Source organism: Enterobacter sp. Taxon_2 (assembly GCF_058355295.1).
The window spans coordinates 1411386-1429504 of the sequence record NZ_CM178024.1; the positions used below are offsets into that span (position 1 = coordinate 1411386).

At 58.2% G+C, this 18119-nt stretch carries 14 protein-coding genes; 10 read left to right on the forward strand and 4 right to left on the reverse strand.

Annotated features, from left to right (window positions below):
• Positions 1–52 precede the first annotated feature (52 nt).
• Both AC4IC4_RS06615 and mntS read right to left on the reverse strand, forming a co-directional pair.
• On the reverse strand, positions 53–1636 hold the full coding sequence (locus tag AC4IC4_RS06615; RefSeq protein WP_491472389.1) for a phosphoethanolamine transferase: 1584 nt from the start codon (positions 1634–1636) through the stop codon (positions 53–55).
• Between the two features lie 283 nt (positions 1637–1919).
• On the reverse strand, positions 1920–2048 hold the full coding sequence (gene mntS / locus AC4IC4_RS06620; protein ID WP_014831181.1) for a manganase accumulation protein MntS: 129 nt from the start codon (positions 2046–2048) through the stop codon (positions 1920–1922).
• Between the two features lie 183 nt (positions 2049–2231).
• Between mntS and mntR the strand changes: the two genes are divergently transcribed.
• From mntR to AC4IC4_RS06665, 9 genes are all read left to right on the forward strand, one after another.
• Positions 2232–2705, forward strand: a complete 474-nt coding sequence (gene mntR, locus AC4IC4_RS06625; protein WP_023310887.1) for a manganese-binding transcriptional regulator MntR — start codon at positions 2232–2234, stop codon at positions 2703–2705.
• Positions 2702–3811: an anion transporter gene (locus tag AC4IC4_RS06630; RefSeq protein ID WP_024908707.1), complete on the forward strand. Its 1110-nt coding sequence runs from the start codon at positions 2702–2704 to the stop codon at positions 3809–3811. The genes mntR and AC4IC4_RS06630 overlap by 4 nt, the downstream gene beginning before the upstream one ends.
• A gap of 101 nt (positions 3812–3912) precedes the next feature.
• Positions 3913–5007: an HlyD family secretion protein gene (locus AC4IC4_RS06635; protein WP_061715704.1), complete on the forward strand. Its 1095-nt coding sequence runs from the start codon at positions 3913–3915 to the stop codon at positions 5005–5007.
• Positions 5004–6575: a DHA2 family efflux MFS transporter permease subunit gene (locus AC4IC4_RS06640; protein WP_491472390.1), complete on the forward strand. Its 1572-nt coding sequence runs from the start codon at positions 5004–5006 to the stop codon at positions 6573–6575. The genes AC4IC4_RS06635 and AC4IC4_RS06640 overlap by 4 nt, the downstream gene beginning before the upstream one ends.
• On the forward strand, positions 6575–8098 hold the full coding sequence (locus tag AC4IC4_RS06645; protein WP_491472391.1) for an efflux transporter outer membrane subunit: 1524 nt from the start codon (positions 6575–6577) through the stop codon (positions 8096–8098). The genes AC4IC4_RS06640 and AC4IC4_RS06645 overlap by 1 nt, the downstream gene beginning before the upstream one ends.
• Before the next feature lie 107 nt (positions 8099–8205).
• Positions 8206–9246 carry an aldo/keto reductase gene (locus AC4IC4_RS06650; protein ID WP_370883972.1) on the forward strand — a complete coding sequence of 347 codons (1041 nt, stop codon included), beginning with the start codon at positions 8206–8208 and terminating at the stop codon, positions 9244–9246.
• 148 nt (positions 9247–9394) lie between these two features.
• Entirely contained in the window at positions 9395–10771 is a 1377-nt protein-coding gene (locus tag AC4IC4_RS06655; RefSeq protein WP_061715701.1) for a glycoside hydrolase family 1 protein, read from the forward strand.
• A gap of 51 nt (positions 10772–10822) precedes the next feature.
• A complete protein-coding gene (locus AC4IC4_RS06660) occupies positions 10823–12145 on the forward strand; it encodes a PTS sugar transporter subunit IIC (RefSeq protein WP_032649384.1) in 1323 nt (440 codons plus the stop codon).
• Between the two features lie 15 nt (positions 12146–12160).
• Positions 12161–12877, forward strand: a complete 717-nt coding sequence (locus tag AC4IC4_RS06665) for a GntR family transcriptional regulator (RefSeq protein WP_491472392.1) — start codon at positions 12161–12163, stop codon at positions 12875–12877.
• Positions 12878–12919: 42 nt separating this feature from the next.
• Here the strand turns inward: AC4IC4_RS06665 and ldtB are convergent, their stop codons facing one another.
• The gene (ldtB, locus tag AC4IC4_RS06670; protein WP_371898508.1) at positions 12920–13840 is read right to left on the reverse strand and encodes a L,D-transpeptidase; all 921 of its coding nucleotides are present in this window, start codon (positions 13838–13840) and stop codon (positions 12920–12922) included.
• A 222-nt stretch (positions 13841–14062) separates the two neighbouring features.
• Between ldtB and AC4IC4_RS06675 the strand changes: the two genes are divergently transcribed.
• On the forward strand, positions 14063–15658 hold the full coding sequence (locus AC4IC4_RS06675; protein WP_008501187.1) for an ABC-F family ATPase: 1596 nt from the start codon (positions 14063–14065) through the stop codon (positions 15656–15658).
• 83 nt (positions 15659–15741) lie between these two features.
• On the opposite strand, the gene AC4IC4_RS06680 is transcribed toward AC4IC4_RS06675, so the two are convergent.
• Positions 15742–18105, reverse strand: a complete 2364-nt coding sequence (locus tag AC4IC4_RS06680; RefSeq protein WP_491472393.1) for a glycoside hydrolase family 31 protein — start codon at positions 18103–18105, stop codon at positions 15742–15744.
• Between the last annotated feature and the right edge of the window lie 14 nt (positions 18106–18119).

Sequence of the window (18119 nt, forward strand, 5' to 3'; positions counted from 1 at the left end):
CTCCCCGTGGGAGAGGGCCAGGGTGAGGGCATCGGTCCGCACGAGACGGCAATTACTTATTCTTAATATCAAAAATATCCGTACCCAGATGGTTGTAGTCAACTTTCTGTAACTTGAAGTTGGTAACGTACACTGGGGAAGCTTTCTTGTTAGAGACAAACGGGTAAGCATTTTTTATCTGCTCAGCCTTAATCCCGGTCCACTGTGAGAAGAACTGCAGGAAATCATTTGCTGAACGACGCGCTTTAATGACGCGATGCGTTTTATCATCACTCGACAGCACCATAAACGGCACCTGGAAGTTCTGCTGGAACTTGTCATCGTGCGCCAGGTACTGCACCTCTTTACCACGCTCTTTAAACGCCAGGCCGTGATCCGAGAAATAGACCATGGAGAAGCTGTCGCCCGTATTGCGTAGCTGATCGTACAGTTTGCTCAGCAGGTCGTCGGTTTGCGTCATGGTGTAGAGATAGCAGGACGTCTCTTTGGACTGCACAAACTCCGAGTACTTCCCACCGGTCCGATCGCAGGCCTGCGGGTGCGACCCCATCAGGTGCAGGACGATCAGCTGAGGCTGGGTGCGCGGGGTGGCGAAGACCTGTGCTGTCATTTTCAACAGCGCTTCGTCTTTGGTGTTTTTGTCGGCTTCGAAATCGCCATTTTTCAGGAACTGCACTTCGTCAGCGCGTTTGGCGATACTGGCGATGGCCGTATCGTATTCGCCAATTTGCCCCTGATTAGAGAACCACCACGTCTGAAAACCCGCACGGTTTGCCAGGGTGACGAAATTATCCTGATACTGCGGTTTGCCATCCACCACCCGGTTAAGGGTCAGGCCGAGCGATTTCTGCGTCGAGCCGCTGGCCGCGACATAATCGGTAAACAGCGTGCCTTTGACTGAACTGGCAAACGGTGTGTTATTCCAGTGACCGCCAAACGCTCCCATCGCATCGCGACGCGCGCTTTCGCCAATCACCACCACATAGGTGTGATATTTCGGCTTAACGGCCAGCACGTTCCAGGTGTCTTTCATATTGGAAAGCTCAGCCATGCGCGCCTGTTCGTCGAGAACCTCTTTATTGTTTACAACGACGTCTTTCACGAAGCGGAAAACCGGATAACCGATATTGCTGAGCCTTAGCTTACCGTCCCAGGGAATATTCTGGATGGGAGCGACAAAGGCCACGGCAATGCTGAACACCAGACAGAGTATTTCGATCTTACCCCAGGATTTTTTCTCGCCCGACTGACGGCGGATGGCGATAACGCCCAGCGCGAAGATAAAGATCCCGACCACGTAGCTGTACCACGGGAAGATCGTCAGGATCTCCGTTGACTCTTCCATATTGGTCGAGTGCAGCGCCAGCAGGGTATTAAAGTTTGGCGCGCCGTAAGCCTGACCAAACGGGAAATAGAGTGCAGCAACCAGCGAACAGATGCCGATTAACGCTTTTTGCACGCGCGGTGCGGATCGCCACAGCAAATGCAGAACGCAGGTGAACGCCACCGCGTAAAGCAGACTAAAGGGATAACCCAGCGCAAAGTTAATCAGTAATGACTGCAAAAAGTAAAAACCCGTCCACGGGCTTAAGGCCCGGCTGCGGGTCACAACGGTATCTATCAGGGTTACATTCATAGGTCACTATCATGGATGAAAACGCCATGTGCTCACCCTGGCGTCAAGGGTCATAACCTGCCTGACAGTGCGTGGAGAGGGAATGAGGGTCCGCTTCAGCGAGCCGCAAATTGTGCAGGGCTGCAAGAAGATAGTGCGAGCGCTAAATAATATCAACAGTTGCTAAGCAGATGTTTTGCGAAGGGGATTGCAAATCCGTAAAAAAGATCGGGAATAAGGCGGCTGGAAGCCAGTTTAGAGCGAGATTGTGACGGAAAAATGAAGCGGCGTACCGCAACGCCGCTTAGTGGGAAGGTTTGTCGTCCTGATGCGGTTTGTTGTTAAACATATCGCACAGCATGTTCAACAGCATTAAGCGCACTTTAAAAGGAGAGTGGGTAAACACGGTCATGCACCTCTTGAATTCGTTCATAAGACCTCCTGAGTTTTGATCCCTTCGATCCGTGAAGGGTGACTGCATTACATACAGATATAGCACAGGCTATATTGTATAGCTATGGCTATTTCGTTAATTTTTTGTGCTTGCGGAGCTATGGTTTACAATGTGCGCTCTCGAAACCGGGCGCTGGAAGCGTCACCCCACTGAGGAAGTACAATGAACCGTCGCGCAGGTCATCCGACAATGAGGAAAACGACGCAACTGGTGAATGTTGAAGAACATGTCGAAGGTTTTCGCCAGGTCCGTGAAGCGCACCGGCGTGAACTGATTGATGATTATGTTGAACTCATTTCCGATCTGATCCGTGAGGTTGGTGAAGCGCGCCAGGTCGATATGGCCGCCAGGCTGGGGGTTTCACAGCCAACTGTCGCTAAAATGTTAAAACGCCTGGCCTCCGTGGGCTTAATTGAAATGATCCCCTGGCGCGGTGTTTTTCTGACGCCGGAGGGGGAGAAACTCGCGCAGGAGAGCCGCGAGCGCCATCAGCTTGTCGAGAATTTTTTACTGGTGCTGGGCGTCAGCCCGGAGATCGCCCGCCGGGATGCGGAAGGAATGGAACACCACGTTAGCGAAGAGACGCTGGTGAAATTTCGTGAATTTACGCTTAAATATGGTCCCTCCGCTGAATGAAAATCCCTGGACTGCAGGCCCTGGCACGCGATCGTTTCTTCCATCTGTTATTACTCATTGGCGCAGCGTTAAGCCTCTTTGTGCCGTTTGCCCCACACGCCTGGCCCGCCGCGATTGACTGGCGCACCATCATTACCCTGAGCGGCCTGATGATGCTCACCAAAGGGGTCGAGCTGAGCGGCTATTTTGACGTTCTGGGACGTAAAATGGTGCGCCGGTTTGCCACCGAACGCAGGCTGTCCCTGTTTATGGTGTTCTCCGCCGCGGTGCTGTCGACGTTTCTGACCAACGATGTGGCGCTATTTATCATCGTGCCGCTCACGCTCACGCTGCGTAAGCTCTGTGAAATTCCGGTCAGTCGTCTGATTATCTTTGAAGCGCTCGCCGTTAACGCCGGTTCTCTGTTGACGCCTATCGGCAACCCGCAAAATATCCTGCTCTGGGGCCGTTCCGGCCTGTCGTTTGCCGCCTTTACCTGGCAGATGGCCCCGCTGGCGCTGGTGATGATGCTGTCCCTGCTGGCGGTCTGCTGGTTTGCCTTCCCGGATAAAAAACTGCAGTACCACAGCGGCACCACGGGCCCGCAGTGGCAGCCGCGTCTGGTGTGGAGCTGCCTCGGGTTATACATCGTCTTTCTGTTCGCGCTGGAGCTGAAATATGAGCTGGCGGGCGTCCTGCTCGTTGCCGCAGGGTTTGTCGTTCTGGCGCGGCGCGTGCTGGTGAGCGTGGACTGGACGCTGCTGCTGGTCTTTATGGCGATGTTTATTGATGTGCATCTTCTCATCCAGCTTCCGGTGCTGCAGAACGTGCTGCATAGCGTCAGCACGCTGTCTCAGCCGGGATTGTGGCTAACGGCGATTGGCCTGTCGCAGTTTATCAGCAACGTGCCGTCCACCATTCTGCTGCTCAACTACGTTCCGCCGGATACGCTCCTGGCCTGGGCGGTGAATATCGGCGGGTTTGGGCTGTTGCCCGGCTCGCTGGCCAACCTGATTGCCCTGCGTATGGCCAACGACCGTCGTATCTGGTGGCGTTTCCACGTCTGGTCTATTCCGATGCTGGTTTGGGCCGCGGCGATCGGTTTCGGACTATTCCTTCTCATATAGTGCGCAATTTGTCAGTTTTTCCTGGCAAACGTATAGCAACGTCCTAGCTTTAGTGAACGGCATAGTGTGATGCCGCTCACTGACAGGACCGTTGCTGACCTATGGCTGAAGATCAAAACCCGCCTGCTGACGAGCAGGACAAAAACAATAATGCGCGTAAGCGCCCGGGCAAAAAACCGTTAATTATCCTCGGCATTGTCGTGGTGGTGATGGTCGTCGTGGCGCTGGTCTGGTGGTTTTTAACCCGTAACGAAGAGACGACCGACGACGCCTTTACCGACGGCGACGTGGTGACGATTGCCCCCAAAACGGCGGGCTACGTCACCGAGCTGCGCGTGCGTGATAACCAGCGCGTGAAAAAGGGCGATCTGCTGGTGGTCATCGACCCGCGTGATACCACCGCCCAGCGCGATCAGGCCCAGGCCCAGCTTGGGCTGGCTATCGCGCAGCTGCATCAGGCTCAGGCACAGCTGGCGCTCTCAAAAGTGCAGTATCCCGCCCAGCGTGACGAAGCCAAAGCGCAGGTGCTGAAAGCGCAGGCCGATCTGGCGAACGCGCAGGCGGAGTACCGTCGCCAGCGCGGCGTCGACCCGCGGGCAACCACCCAGCAAAGTATTGATTCCGCGAACGCTCAGCTGCGCAGCGCGCAGGCGGGGCTGGCCAGCGCCCAGGCGCAGCTGGAAGTAGCGGAACAGGTACAGTTGCAAATCCGCCAGCAGGAAACCAACGTTGAAGCGCGCGAGCGTCAGGTCGATCAGGCGAAAGCGCAGCTGGAAACGGCTAATCTGAACCTCTCTTACACCGAAGTCCGCGCCCCGTTCGACGGGTTTGTCACCAAACGCAACGTGCAGCCCGGCACGCTGGTGCAGGCGGGAACGGCGCTGTTCTCCCTGGTTTCGCCAAACGTGTGGGTGGTGGCGAACTTCAAAGAGTCCCAGCTTGAGCGCATGAAGCCCGGCGATAAGGTCACCGTGTCCGTCGACGCGTGGCCGGATATGGCGCTCGAGGGCCACGTTGACAGCATCCAGCAGGGCAGCGGCTCGCGCTTCTCCGCCTTCCCGGCAGAAAATGCCACCGGTAACTTCGTCAAAATTGTGCAGCGCGTGCCGGTGAAAATCGTGATTGATAAGGGGCTCGATCCGAACAAACCGCTGCCGCTGGGGCTCTCGGTTGCGCCGAAGGTGACGGTGGAATGACGGACCACAGCCACGACAGCTGGAAGCCCGCCAGCAACCCGTGGGCGGTGGCGATTGTCGTCACCCTGGCGGTGTTTATGGAAATTCTGGACACCACCATCGTCAACGTGGCGCTGCCCCATGTGGCGGGTTCGCTCTCGTCCAGCTACGACGAATCCACCTGGGTGTTAACCAGCTATCTGGTCGCGAACGGCATCGTGCTGCCCATCTCGGCGTTTCTGAGCCGGGTCTTCGGCCGCAAGCAGTTCTTCCTGATCTGCATCGTCATGTTCACCGTCTGCTCGTTCCTGTGCGGGATCGCCACCGAGCTGTGGCAGATCATCTTGTTCCGCGTGATGCAGGGCTTCTTTGGCGGCGGGCTTCAGCCCACGCAGCAGTCGGTGCTGCTCGACTACTTCAAGCCCGAAGACAGGGGCAAAGCCTTTGGGCTCTCGTCCATCGCGATTATCGTTGCGCCGGTCCTCGGTCCGACGCTGGGGGGCTGGATCACCGACAACTACTCCTGGCGCTGGGTGTTCTTTATCAACATCCCGGTGGGGATTGTCACGGTGCTGGCGATCTACCAGCTGCTGGAAGATCCGCCGTGGGAGAGCAAGTCTAAAGAGAAGCTGACCATCGACTGGACGGGGATCGGCCTGATCGCCCTGGGGCTGGGCTGTCTGCAGGTGATGCTCGACCGGGGAGAAGACGAAGACTGGTTTAACTCGAACTTTACCCGCACTTTCGCGGTATTAACGCTGATCGGCATCATTGGTGCGGTTTACTGGCTGATGTATGCCAGAAAACCGGTGGTGGATCTGCACTGCATGAAGGACCGTAACTTTGCCATCTCCAGCCTGCTGATGGCGGGGATGGCGATGATTTTGTACGGCAGTTCGGTGGTGATCCCGCAGCTGGCGCAGCAGGACCTGGGCTATACCGCCACCTGGTCCGGGCTGGTGCTGTCGCCCGGAGCGGTGCTAATTGTGCTGACCATTCCGCTGGTGCTGAAGCTGATGCCGGTGGTGCAAACGCGCTGGATTATCGCCTTTGGCTTTACCTGCCTGGCGGTGTCGTTCTTCTGGTCGCGCACGCTGACCCCGGATATCGACTTCGAAACCCTGGTGTTGTTCCGCAGCGCCCAGTCGCTGGGGCTGGGGTTCCTGTTTGTGCCGCTGACTACCATTGCCTTTATCTCGATACCAAGGCGGCTGAACGCCGATGCGGCGGCGCTGTTCACCATGTTCCGCAACGTGGCGGGCTCGGTCGGGATCTCGCTGTCGACGGCGGCGATTACCGAGCGCTCGCAGGCGCACAGCGCGCACCTTGCGTACCACGCCTCGCCGTTTAACGAGCAGTTTCAGCAGGCGATACGCGAAAGCGCGCAGGCGATCCAGAACTTCACCACCCAGGTGGGCGATCCCACCGGCATCGCCACCGGGCGTATGTACCAGACGATGATTGAGCAGTCGCGCTTCCTGGCCTACATCGACGTCTTCACCATTCTGAGCGCGGTGGCCTTGCTATTGATTCCGTTTTGTTTGTTGCTCTCGCCGGTTAAGAGCGAGGGGAGTGCAGGAGCACATTGATGATACACAGACGTTTACACCCCCTGATGATAATGATGCTGCTGGTGGGCTGCGCCGTCGGGCCGGACTACCAGCAGCCCGCGCCACCTGCCGTCACGCACTGGAACGATAAGGGCGACAGCGCGGTGAAATCGCAGACGACCTCCGCCGCGACCAACCCGCGCTGGTGGAAGACCTTCGGCTCGCCGCAGCTCGACAGCCTGGTTGAACGCGCCATCGCCGGGAACCTGACGCTGCAGCAAACGGTGCTGCGCATCGCCGGAGCGCGCGAACAGATTAACCAGGCGGGCGGGGCGTTTTATCCGTCGGTGAACGGCAATCTGCAGGCGACGCGCCAGCAGCTCGGGCTGGAAGGAGAGCTAAAATCTCACGGCGTTTACGACCAGGTGGATAGCATCGATCCCGCTCTCAAGGGCGCGCTGGGACCGCTGACGCAGCCGATCAACCTCTACCAGGGCAGCTTCGACGCCCAGTGGGAAATCGACCTGTGGGGCAAGGTGCGCCGTCAGGTGGAAGCCGCCGAAGCGCAGCAGAAAGCGGCTATCGAGCAGCGTAACGACGCGCTGGTGTCGCTGGAGGCGGAAGTGGCGCGCGCGTGGCTCCAGCTGCGCGGGGCGCAGAGCATTATCGCCACGCTGAACACCCAGATTAAAAGCGCGCAGCAGACGCTGGATCTGACCGAGAGCCGCCAGCGCGGCGGGCTGTCGCCGCAGATGGATGTGGAAAACGCCCGGGCGCAGTTAGGCAACCTTGAAGCACAGCTTCCGCAATATCAGGCGCAGGAGCGGCAGGCGATGAACGGCCTGGCGATCCTGCTCGGCAAGCCGCCGGGGGCGCTGGATGCGGAACTGCAAAGCGTGCAGCCGATGCCCGCGCTGCCGGATATTGTGCAAACCGGCATTCCGTCGACGCTGGCGCGCCGCCGTCCGGACGTGCGCGAAGCGGAGGCGAACCTTCATGCCGCCACGGCTCAAATCGGCGTCTCGGTGGCGGAGCTGTTCCCGAGCTTTACCCTCTCCGGGCAGTTTGGCCTGCGCAACAGCGAAACCAACTGGCTGACCGACTGGAGCAGCCACTTCTACAGCTTTGGCCCGCAGGTCTCCATTCCCATCTTCCAGGGCGGTCGACTGGTCTCCAGCGTGAAGGTGGCGCGCGCGCAGCAGGGTGCGGCGGTGCTGGACTATCGTCAGACGGTGCTCACCGCGCTTGGTGATGTCGAAAATGCGCTGGTGAGCTATCGCACCGACCAGCAGCGTGAAGCGGGGCTGGCGAAAACGATCGATGCGCTGCAAAACGCGTTTGACCTGGCAAGCGACAGCTACCGCCAGGGGATCGCCAGCTTTATCGACGTGCTGGACGCCCAGCGTCAGCTGGCGCAGGCCCAGCAGCAGCGCGCGCAGGCGCAGGTGCAGAGCGCGCTCGATCTGGTGGCGCTCTACAAGGCGCTCGGCGGCGGCTGGGAGCCGTATCAGCAGGTGCAATTACCGGACTACAGCGTCTTTGGCGACGCCCCGCGCGGATAAATATTCAGAGGATTGGGCAAGAAACGGACAGGAACGCCACATTCGCGATCGCTGAGGGGCGGGTATAACTATCGGGTACCCCTTAAACGACATGCGAGGATTATCTTATGCGTTATCAAAAACTGGGCAACACCGGACTGTTTGTTTCTGAACTGTGCCTCGGCACCATGACCTTCGGTGGCGAAGACGGCATGTGGGGCAAGATTGGCCAGCTTAAGCAAAACGAAGCTGAGCAGCTGGTGGGCCGCGCGCTGGATGCGGGCATTAACTTTATCGATACCGCCGACGTCTATTCGGAAGGGCGCTCGGAGACGATCCTCGGGCAGGCGCTGAAAAACCTGAAAATCCCGCGCGAGAACGTGGTGGTCGCGACCAAGGTATTCGGCGAAACGGGTACCGCCGGGGTGAACTCGCGCGGCAGCTCGCGCTATCACATCATCAGCAGCGTGAAGGAGAGCCTGCGCCGCCTGCAGCTCGATCATATCGATCTCTATCAGCTTCACGGTTTCGACCCGGCCACGCCGATTGAGGAGACGCTGTATGCGCTGGATAACCTGGTGCAGCACGGCCACGTGCGCTACATCGGCGTTTCCAACTGGGCGGCGTGGCAGATTGCCAAAGCGCTGGGCATTTCCGAGCGTCTCGGGCTGGCGCGTTTCGCATCCCTCCAGGCGTATTACACCATCGCCGGACGCGATCTTGAGCGTGAGCTGGTGCCAATGATGCAGAGCGAAGGCGTCGGGCTGATGGTCTGGAGCCCGCTGGCGGGCGGTCTGCTGAGCGGAAAATATGGTCGCGACGGGCAGAGCGAAGCCGGTGGTCGTCGTCTGGAGTTTGACTTCCCGCCGGTGAATAAAGATCGCGCCTTCGACTGCGTGGACGTGATGCGCACTATCGCCGAAAGCAAGGGCGTATCCGTCGCGCAAATCGCGCTGGCGTGGCTGCTACATCAAAAAGCGGTGACCAGCGTCATCATTGGCGCGAAACGCGTTGAACAGCTGGACGACAACATTGCCGCCACCGGGATCCTTCTCAGCGAAGACGAGCTTAAACAGCTGGATGCGGTCAGCGCGCTGCCGCGGGAATATCCTGGCTGGATGCTGGAGCGTCAGGGAGAGTATCGCCGTAATCAGCTCGCGCAACAGTAACCCTTCTTGCCCCGGGAGTGCATCGCTTACCGGGGCTTTTTTTCCCGCCTTGCTCACAAAAAACGATCCTCCTCTTTGATCCTCTTTTCATCATCGCCTATATGACTAGACATGAAATTTTAAATGACTAGTCATATAGGGAGAAAACATGAACCATCAGCTACCGGCCAACTTTTTATGGGGCAACTCGGTCTCCAGCATGCAGACGGAAGGAGCCTGGAACGAAGGCGGGAAGGGGATGTCGGTGTATGACATTCGTGAAGCCGGGGAAAACGTGTCCGACTGGAAAGTGGCGACCGACTCCTACCACCGCTACAGGGAAGATTTCGATCTGATGCAGGATCTGGGCATGAACTGCTACCGCTTCCAGATCTCATGGAGCCGCGTCTGCCCGCAGGGTGACGGCCCGTTCAACGACGAAGGCATCGCATTTTACGACCGCTTTATTGACGATCTGATCGCCCGCGGCATCGAGCCGATGATCTGCCTGTACCATTTCGACATGCCGCTGGCGCTGGCGCAGGAGTACAACGGCTTCAACGACCGCCGCGTAATGGACGCCTTTATCCGCTATGGCAAAAAGATGATCGACTGTTATGGCGACCGCGTGAAGTACTGGTTGACCTTCAACGAGCAGAACATCTTCCATATGCCGGAAGCGTTCCGTATTTCCGGCTATATGAAAGGCGAGAAAACCCTGCGCGAGCTGTATGAGCTGCAGCACCATACGATGGTGGCGCACATGGCGCTGACCGAATACCTGCACCAGACCAGACCGGGCCAGCTGATGGGAGGCATGCTGGCGCACCAGCTGATCTACCCGGCTACCTGCAAACCGCGCGATATCTTCTGCGCCCAGCAGTATGACGAGTTTCTCAACCAGAACCTGCTGCGCGTCTTCGCAGGGCAAGGCTACAGCCCGGCGGTGATGGCGGTGGTGGAACAGGAGGGCTTTGGTGATATCTACCGCGCCGAGGACCTGGCGCTGTTCGCTCGTACAAAGAACGACTATATGGCCTTCAGCTATTACGCCAGCAAAACGCTGGACAGCGATGCGATTCCGGAAGGCACGCCGGTGAACTATTACCTGCTGCACGGCGAGAAAAATAACCCGTACCTGAAGGCCACCGAGTGGAACTGGCAGATCGATCCGCTGGGCTTCCGCACCATCATCACCCGCTACGCCAACGACTGGCGCCTGCCGGTGTTCCCGATCGAGAACGGCATTGGGGTGATTGAGTCATGGGACGGCGTGAACCCGATTGAGGACACCTACCGCATCGACTATCACCGGGCGCACATCGAGGCCATGAAAGCGGCGATGTTCGAGGACGGGGCAGAGGTCATTGGCTACCTCGGCTGGGGATTGATCGACATTCTCAGCTCCCAGGGCGACATGCGTAAGCGCTACGGCGTGGTCTATGTCAACCGGGAAAACCACGACCTGAAAGACCTGAAGCGCGTGCCGAAGAAGAGCTACGCGTGGTTAAAACAGGTTATCCATACCAACGGACGCGAGATGTAAGCCGTACGCTGCTGGGCCGTTTTTGTGACTGATTGATGGGAACACTCCGCTATGTCTGAAACAAAAATCACACCGCACATGCAGTCCTTTGTCGATAAATTTGTCGAGTTTTCGGCGCGCCTGGCAAACCAGGTGCACCTGCGCTCCCTGCGCGACGCCTTCGCCACGGTGATGCCGATTTTCATCCTCGCCGGTCTGGCGGTGCTGGTGAACAACGTGGTGTTTCCGTGGATTTTTCACGGCGATACGCTGGCACACTTCAAAGTGTGGGGCGAGGCGATTATAAACGGCACGCTGAACATTGCCGCGCTGCTGCTGGCGCCGATGATCGCCTGGTCGCTGGCGCGCAACAAAGATTTCGACAATCCGGTCTCGGCAGTGGTTATCGCCGTCAGCAGCTTCATCATCATGATGCCGATGCGATTGCAGATTATGCCCGTCGGCAGCGATACCACGGTGAACGTCACCCAGGTGCTGACGTTCGCCAATATCGGCTCCACCGGGATTTTCGCCGGGGTGCTGATTGGGCTGCTCTCAACGGAAGTGTTTATCGCTATTTCGCGCCTGAAGGCGCTGCACATTTCGCTGGGGGAAAACGTGCCTCCGGCGGTGAGCAAATCTTTTACCGCGCTGATCCCGACCATCCTCACGCTCTCCCTGTTTGCGGTGCTGGCGGCGGTGCTGGCAAACGTGCTGCATACGGATCTGATCCATCTCATTACGACCTTCATCCAGCAGCCGCTGCGGCTGATCAACACCAGCCTGCCGGGGACGATTTTCATCTACAGCTTCGGCAACTTCCTGTTCACGCTCGGTATTCATCAGTCGGTGGTCAACAGCGTGGTGCTGGAGCCGTTCCTGCTGATCAATACCAACGAAAACATGCTGGCCTTCGCCAACGGTCAGCCCATTCCGCACATCATCAACAATATCTTCGTGCCGACGTTCGGCATGGTAGGCGGCACGGGCAGCACGATCTCGCTACTGATTGCGATATTTATCTTCTCGCGCCAGCAGTCGGCGAAGCAGGTGGCGCGTCTCTCGCTGGCGCCGGGCCTGTTTAATATCAACGAGCCGGTGATTTTTGGCCTGCCGATCGTGTTTAACCTGCCGCTGATGATCCCATTCGTGCTGCTGCCCGCCATCGGCATTTATTTCGCCTGGCTCTGTACCACGCTGGGGTTAATGTCGCGCTGCGTGGTGATGATCCCGTGGACCACGCCGCCGATCCTGAGCGCCTGGCTGGCCACGGCGGGGGACTGGCGGGCGGTGGTGGTGCAGTTGGCAATCATCGTATTTGGTGTATTCTTCTACCTGCCTTTCCTCAAAATTGCCGAGCGAGTGGCCTTGAAAAACAGCGGGATAGAAAACTAACAGAAAGGAAGGACGATGGCGGCGAAGTACATCACCATAGCGCGGGAAATTAAGAAACGCATTATCAGCCAGCAGTACGCCGCCAACGAACCGCTGCCGGACCAGTTTGCGCTGGCGGCGGAGTTCAACTCCAGCCGGATGACCATTCAGCAGGCGATGCGCCAGCTGATCGTCGAAGGTCTGGTCTATACCCGTCAGGGCCAGGGCACGTTCATCCGTAAAAACTTCCTCCAGCTCTCGCAGTGGGATCTCTCCGGCAGCGACTACTTTGGCGCGACCAAAACCTGGGCACATCTGGGCACGGTCACGAGCCAGGTGGTGCATTTCGAGCTGCGCTTTCCGAATGAAAAAGAGCAGGCGTCGCTGATGATTAACGCCGATGCGCCGATCTATGACTTTATTCGACTCCGTTTGCTGAACGGTGAACCGATGTCGCTGGATTCCACGGTGATGCCGATGAATCTGGTCCCGGGCCTGACGAAAAACCATCTTGAAGCTTCAGTGTTCCAGTACGTTCAGGAAACGCTGGGGCTGAAAATTATGGGGTCGTACCGGGTGGTGCGGGCGCTTAAGCCCAGCGCGCTGGACAGAGAACATCTGATCTGCGAGGAAACCGATCCGGTGCTGGAGGTGGAGCAGGTGATTTATCTGGAGGATGGCACGCCGCTGGAGTATGCCCACTGCCACTATCGCTACGACCACGGCGGGATCGTGATCGTGAATAACGGGTAAAAAAAAGCGGGCAACGAGGCCCGCTTTTTTAATGCTTCTTTATCAGTTCAAACGCACCGGCATACCGGAGCGGTTCTGCACGGCCTGGTCAACAATCGTCGTTTCGACGTCTGGCTGAGACGTCACCGCCTGCACCGCGCTGTTCAGCGTAACAGGAACGACTTCGTTGTTGTTGATCTGGTCTTCGCTGGTGGACAGCGGGTTGTGCACTTCGATGTAGCGGCTGCCGTCTGGTTCAGACGTTGCTTTCACCGGTTCGTTGATGAACTGCACGCGCGTACCGACCGGCACGTTTTCGAACAGGAACTTGATGTCGTCGTTACGCAGGCGCACGCAGCCGTGGCTCACGCGCAGGCCGATACCGAAGTTGGCGTTGGTGCCGTGGATCGCATACAGACGACCAATGTACAGCGCGTACAGACCCATTGGGTTATCCGGGCCTGCCGGTACAACGGCTGGCAGCGGTTCGCCCGCCGCAATGTATTCTGCGTGCATTTTGGCGGTCGGCGTCCAGGTCGGGCCCGCTTTCTTACGCTCAACTTTGGTGGTCCAGTTCAGCGGGGTGTCTTTACCCAGCTGGCCGATACCGATTGGCAGCACGATCACGGTGTTGGTGCCTTTCGGGTAGTAATACAGACGCATTTCGGCGCTGTTAATCACGATACCTTCATGAACGGTATCCGGCAGGATCAGCTGCTGAGGAATATTCAGCACGGTACCCGCTTTTGGCAGATACGGGTCAACGCCCGGGTTCGCTTCCAGCATGTTAGACAGGCCCAGCTGGTACTGCGCAGCGAAATACTCCAGCGGCTGAGAGTTACCTTCAGGAACCGTCACCACCTGGTTTTGACCCACCAGACGGCTTCCGTCGGTCGGCAGGGGATACGTCACCGCAGACGCGGTCTTACAAAAACCTACTACGGCTAACGCCGCCGCAAAAAGCGCTGTTAATTTCATGTTCATGTTGTGCGAGGTATCTAAGCCATTCAGGCGATGAGTTGATAAGTCTGAATCTGTGATGGGAGCGCATTATATGTGCATTCCCGCTCACAGGGAATTCAGATGTGTACGAAATCACATTTTTTTCGATTTTGTTAAAGTTTAGTGGATGGTTGCAACGCGGGATCTCAATTCGGAATTGTGGCATAATGCCGTGTTTATCACACTTTTCGCAGGAATCTCCCCGTGTTAGTTACCAGCAACGTCACTATGCAGTTTGGCAGTAAGCCGCTGTTCGAAAACATTTCCGTCAAATTTGGCGGCGGCAACCGTTACGGCCTGATTGGTGCCAACGGTAGCGGAAAATCCACCTTTATGAAGATCCTCGGCGGCGATCTGGAGCCGACCCTTGGCAACGTGTCGCTCGATCCGAACGAGCGCATCGGTAAGCTGCGTCAGGATCAGTTCGCCTTCGAAGAGTTCACCGTGCTCGACACCGTGATCATGGGGCACGCGGAGCTGTGGGAAGTGAAGCAGGAGCGCGATCGCATCTATGCGCTGGCCGAAATGAGCGAAGAAGACGGCTATAAAGTGGCCGACCTGGAAACGCAGTACGGCGAGATGGACGGCTACTCTGCGGAAGCGCGCGCGGGCGAGCTGCTGCTGGGCGTGGGCATTCCGGTTGAACAGCATTACGGCCCGATGAGCGAAGTCGCGCCAGGCTGGAAGCTGCGTGTGCTGCTGGCTCAGGCGCTGTTCTCTAACCCGGACATCCTGCTGCTCGACGAACCGACGAACAACCTGGACATCGACACCATCCGCTGGCTGGAGCAGACGCTGAACGATCGCGACAGCACCATGATCATCATCTCGCACGACCGTCACTTCCTGAACATGGTCTGCACCCACATGGCGGATCTGGACTACGGCGAGCTGCGCGTGTATCCGGGCAACTACGACGAGTACATGACGGCGGCCACCCAGGCGCGCGAGCGTCTGCTGGCGGATAACGCCAAGAAGAAAGCGCAGATTGCTGACCTGCAGTCCTTCGTCAGCCGCTTCAGCGCCAACGCCTCTAAGTCGCGTCAGGCAACCTCGCGCGCGCGTCAGATTGATAAAATCAAGCTGGAAGAGGTTAAAGCCTCCAGCCGTCAGAACCCGTTCATCCGCTTCGAGCAGGACAAGAAGCTGTTCCGTAACGCGCTGGAAGTGGAAGCCCTTACCAAAGGCTTCGATGAAGGCCCGCTGTTTAAAAACTTCAACCTGCTGCTGGAAGTGGGCGAGAAGATTGCCATTCTGGGCGCTAACGGCGTGGGTAAATCCACCATGCTGAAAACCCTGGTCGGCGAACTGCAGCCGGACAACGGCACCGTGAAATGGTCCGAAAACGCGCAGATTGGTTATTACGCGCAGGACCATGAGTACGAGTTCGAAAATGACCTGACCGTCTTTGACTGGATGAGCCAGTGGAAGCAGGAAGGCGACGACGAGCAGGCGGTGCGCAGCATTCTGGGTCGTCTGCTGTTCAGCCAGGACGACATCAAAAAGCCGGCTAAAGTGCTCTCCGGTGGTGAGAAAGGCCGCATGCTGTTCGGCAAGCTGATGATGGAAAAACCAAACATCCTGGTGATGGACGAACCGACTAACCACCTGGACATGGAATCTATCGAATCTCTGAACATGGCGCTGGAGATGTACCAGGGCACGCTGATCTTCGTCTCTCACGACCGTGAGTTTGTCAGCTCGCTGGCGACCCGCGTGATCGAAATTACGCCAGAGCGCGTGGTGGACTTCACCGGTAACTACGAAGATTACCTGCGCAGCAAAGGTATCGACGGCTAAAAAAAAGCCCGGTGGCGCTTCGCTTACCGGGCCTACGGGTGACTTTGTAGGCCGGGTAAGGCGAAGCCGCCACCCGGCAATGTTCAGAGCACCCACTCACTCCTTTCAACCCCGTTCACCCGCAGCGTACGTTTTTCCCCCGCCGGTAACGACACCTTCAGCGCCTTCCACGCCGGACGATAATCCCCGCGCGCATTCACCTTCAGGTTGATGGTTGCGCCATCGCACACCATTTCCCATTCCACCCACAGCGCATTGCCGTTCTGGTATCCCCAGCTTTCGCCGTCGTCTTCAAACAGCATGCCCGAGGTTGTGCCGACGCCCTTCACCGGGAACAGCTTCAGTTCGCGGGTCGTATCTTTTTCGGTACTCACATGCGTGATGCGCTCGCTGAGCGGCAGACCGGCTCCGGCGCGCACCAGCAGCGGCAGTTTTTCCAGCGGCGCGTCGAGAACGATGGACTGACCGCCAGCGAACCACGCGTGGGTGTAAAAATCATACCAGCCGGTGTCGTTATCCGGCAGCCAGACGCGTCGCTCGCGCTGCCCGGCTTCGACCACGCTGGCGACCAGCAGGTCGCGGCCCAGCAGGAAGTCATCGCACTCTTCGAAGGTCTGCGCATCGTGCTCGTGATCGAGGAAGGTCGGGCGCAGCATCGGCTCGTCGTCGGCGTGCGCCTGCCAGAGCAGGGTGTAGAGATACGGCAGCAGGCGGTAGCGCAGCTCAATCGCGCCGCGAATGGCAGGCGTGACGCCCGGGTACATCCACGGCTCGTTCACGGTGCGATCGTCGTTCCACGAGTGAATGGTAAAGCGCGGATGCATCACGCCGTTCTGCACCCAGCGCACGAACAGCTCGGCGTCCGGTTTGTCGCCGGAGAAACCGCCGACGTCGTGGCCGACGTTGAACAGCCCCGACAGGCTCATGCCCAGCCCCATGCGGATGTTATAGCGCAGCGTGTCCCAGTTGGTGCGGTTGTCGCCGCTCCAGGTCTGAACGTAGCGCTGCATCCCGGCGCAGCCGGAGCGGGAGATCAGATACGGGCGTTTTTCCGGCGCAAAGCGCTGCTGCGCTTCCAGCGAGGCGCGCATCATCAGCAGCGGCATCACCGGGCGAATGTGCTTGATGGCGATCTCCTTACCGAAGCCAAAGCAGCGCGCTTCCCCGTCCCACACTTCATATTCGTTGTTGTCGTTCCAGGTGGAGTCGATGCCCATCTCCAGCAGCTGCGTGGTGACGCCGTTCTGCCACCACTGCACCGTCTGCGGGTTGGTAAAGTCGAGGTGCGAGCCTTCGTCATCCCAGAAGCTGGAACGTTCGGGTGCATCGGTTTCTGAATCACGAATGAACAGGCCGCTCTCCGCCACTTCGTTATAGCGAGGATGATCCTGCAGCAGGCACGGCTTGATGTTGGCGGCCAGCTTCAATCCCGCGTCGTGGAACGCCTGGCTCATTACCTTCGGCTGCGGCACTTTGTCATAGTTCCAGTTGAAGACGTAGCGCTTGCCGTTGATGGAGGTATAGCCGGAGGAGAGCTGGAACGAGTCGCACGGAATGGCGTGTTCTTCACACAGTCGGATGAAGTTCATCAGCTGGTTTTGCGCGTCCGGCGCGTCGGTGTAGTGCATGGTCGAGCCGCTGTAGCCCAGGCTCCACTTCGGTCCGAACAGCGTTTTCCCGGTGAGGCGCACAAAGGCCTTGGTGACGTCCAGCACGCGCTTGCCGGTAAAGATGTAGTAGTCGATATCGCCCGCTTCCGCCTGCCAGCGGCGATAGGCGGTGTGGTAGTTGTCGATTTCGTTACCCAGATCCAGCCAGCAGCTGCTCAGGTTGTCGTAGAACAGGCCGTAGCTCACGTCGTCGCGGCGGGCGATGGTGAACGGGATGTGCTTGTAGAGCGGGTCGGTGCTGGCCGCGTTGTACCCCATTGCGTCGAGGTTGCGCATCTCATAGCGTTTACCGTTGCGCTGCAGATCGCCCGCTTTTTCGCCCAGGCCGTAGAAACGCTCGTCCTTGCGACGGCTGAGATAGTGCGCTACGCCGTCGCCGTGGGCGTTCAGCAGGTAGGCGCTGGTGGGGCGGTCATTGACCAGCGGCAGCCATTCGCCCGCCTCATTGCGGTAGTGCCACTCCAGCCACAGCGGCTGGTGGACGGTCACGCGCAGCTGTTCGGTTGCCACGGTTAGCGTCTCACCTTGCTGAGTCAGGTTCCAGGCCGGGCAGGAGAAACCGCTTATGTCGTCACGACGGCGGCCTTCCCAGGGCACGTCTTTTTCCGGAGCGATACTCCAGGTGCGGTCCAGCGCCAGCTCGCCTTTGCGCTTAATCAGCACGCGGAACAGGTTCTCTTCCAGCACGTACAGGCACAGGCGGTGCTGGTTATCGACCAGCAGTTCCAGATGGTTTGCCGACTGTATATCAACGGTCCAGTTTTTCAGGGTTTTCATATGCAATACATCCA